Raw genomic sequence first — 2,067 nt, forward strand, 5'->3', positions numbered from 1 at the left:
TTGTTGAGCCTGAACATCTCAATTTTATCGGAATGGTCTTGGTGGTCAAACCTTCGATCCCTCCACCCGCATAGCGGGTGGTTTTTTGTTTCGCACGCTTCGCGAGCTCAACTGGCTAAAGCCGTAACAAGAAAAAACGCCTTGCGGCGTTTTCTATGAGTCGTGTTCTGTTATTCTATTTCATTCCCAGTTAATTCGACGCCCAAACTCCACATTCGCTCTAAATTCCGGACATCTGTCGCATAAGCGGGGTAGGTTTTTGCACCGAAAATATTGCCGATCTGCGCCAGCCCCTTCTCGTTGGACGCAGGCTGCACCAGCTCCCGCTTATGATTGATCAACCGGCCCGTCACCTCGCGCCATTCCTCCGAGGTGCAGATGTTGAAATAGGTTTCGGCCATACCGGACGGCAGCGGGTTGGTCCAATTTTGAGCTCTGGCCATGAGTCTCCAGCGCGGGCTCATCTTTTGAATCGTCTCGTCGGACAATTTGACGCGGTTGATTTGCAAAGCATTGACCTTGATGGGAACTCCCCTGCGCTCATAATCCTCCGCCATTTTGATGGTCAACAATAGCAGAGCCATTTTCGAATCGCCATACATCTTATAGACGCTATAAGGCCGGCTGTCGCGGTACTCGCCGCGCAGATTATCAAAGTCAATTTCCCGCTTGGGATCAAAAAAATGCTTGATGTTCGTAGTGCAGGCATGCAGGATTCGCGGGTCCTGCGATTTGACCAGATGTTGTTCCAGTAAACGGGTCATCAGAAAGGGTCCGAACGTATTCGTCGCAAACGACAATTCGATACCATCGGCGCTGAGCAAATACTCTTTTTCCCCGTGATTCAAGTAAGCTGCATTATGTATTAAAATATCCAAACGCGGGTATCCGGCTTGATATGCGGAGCAAAACGCACGGATTGAATCAAAGGACGAAACGTTAAGCTCCATCAAATCCACCTTAGCTTGGGGCGATCGGCTTATAATTTCTGACTGAACGGCTCTCCCCTTCTCCATATTCCGGCAAGCCATAATGACATGATATCCTTCCGCCGCGAACTTTTGCGCAGCCGCCCTGCCGATTCCTGAATTCGCCCCCGTGATCAACACATACTTCTTTTCCATATCATCCTCCGGATTCATTCCCTTTTAACAACTATCTTACTGCATCTGCCCAAGTCTGTGATCTACAACTTTTATTTAGATGTAAAATAGTCCGCGATCTCGTCCGGAAGCTTGCTCTCAATATGAGAAAGTCCAAACCGGCCATCCTTCTCTCTAAGCCCATAGTTGTTACCTAACGGTTGATCACCGATAAGTACTACAGTATATATCGATCCATCCCCGGCTTGAAATTCGTTATGAGGACCCTGCTGGTTGAATAGGCGGAGAAACGCATCCACATCTTCACCATTTAGTTCTCTCAGTAAATCTTTCCCCTTAAAAATTTGAATCCGTGTAACTTGTTGGCCAGCAATCTCAGGATAATGAGATTTTCCATCCTCCTCTTGCTGTACATAGATGAGATAACCGGTGATATTCGATACCAACCCCGTATTATTGCTGTCGGTTTTTACGGCAACCACATCCTGATCAGGGTAACCTGGAATTTCGTAAACAGGCGTGCCCTTCGATATTACGGATGCGCGTTCAACTTTACCAAATTTAATAATTTCAGGAGTGTTATTTACTAATGCCAGTTCCCAAGCATGGATGTAAAACTTCCCGCCAACCTGGATATAATCCGGATAATCCGATGCCGAATTAGGCCCGAAATTTGACTTGAGATTAGATTGCGAGCAGCCTGTTGTCAAAGTTGCAACCATCATCAAAATGTATAAAAGCTTCATCACCACACCTCCATTACTTAGACGTATATTTAGACGCAAGGCGAGTGGATATTGTTTCCTGGCTGCCCAGGTTCAGACTAAATGAAACGAAAAAAGGGGCTGTCCCAAAAGCAGATAAATCTACTAGCGGGATAGCCTTCTTTTATGAAAGGATGTTATTTTTGAAAAAAGAACCAGCCAAGAGGAGTTATGCTTGGCTGGTTCTTTCTCTCTGCTGG

General features: G+C 46.4%; 2 protein-coding genes. Both read right to left on the minus strand.

The window, feature by feature from the left end:
• Nucleotides 1-170: 170 nt before the first annotated feature.
• Nucleotides 171-1,124 (minus strand): SDR family NAD(P)-dependent oxidoreductase, encoded by a 954-nt coding sequence (locus tag KB559_RS24955; protein WP_211026242.1) that lies wholly within the window; start codon nucleotides 1,122-1,124, stop codon nucleotides 171-173.
• A gap of 71 nt (nucleotides 1,125-1,195) precedes the next feature.
• The gene (locus tag KB559_RS24960) at nucleotides 1,196-1,849 is read right to left on the minus strand and encodes a hypothetical protein (RefSeq protein ID WP_211026244.1); all 654 of its coding nucleotides are present in this window, start codon (nucleotides 1,847-1,849) and stop codon (nucleotides 1,196-1,198) included.
• Between the last annotated feature and the right edge of the window lie 218 nt (nucleotides 1,850-2,067).

It is taken from the genome of Paenibacillus sp. Marseille-P2973 (genome assembly GCF_018101095.1).
GTDB lineage: Bacteria > Bacillota > Bacilli > Paenibacillales > Paenibacillaceae > Fontibacillus > Fontibacillus vini.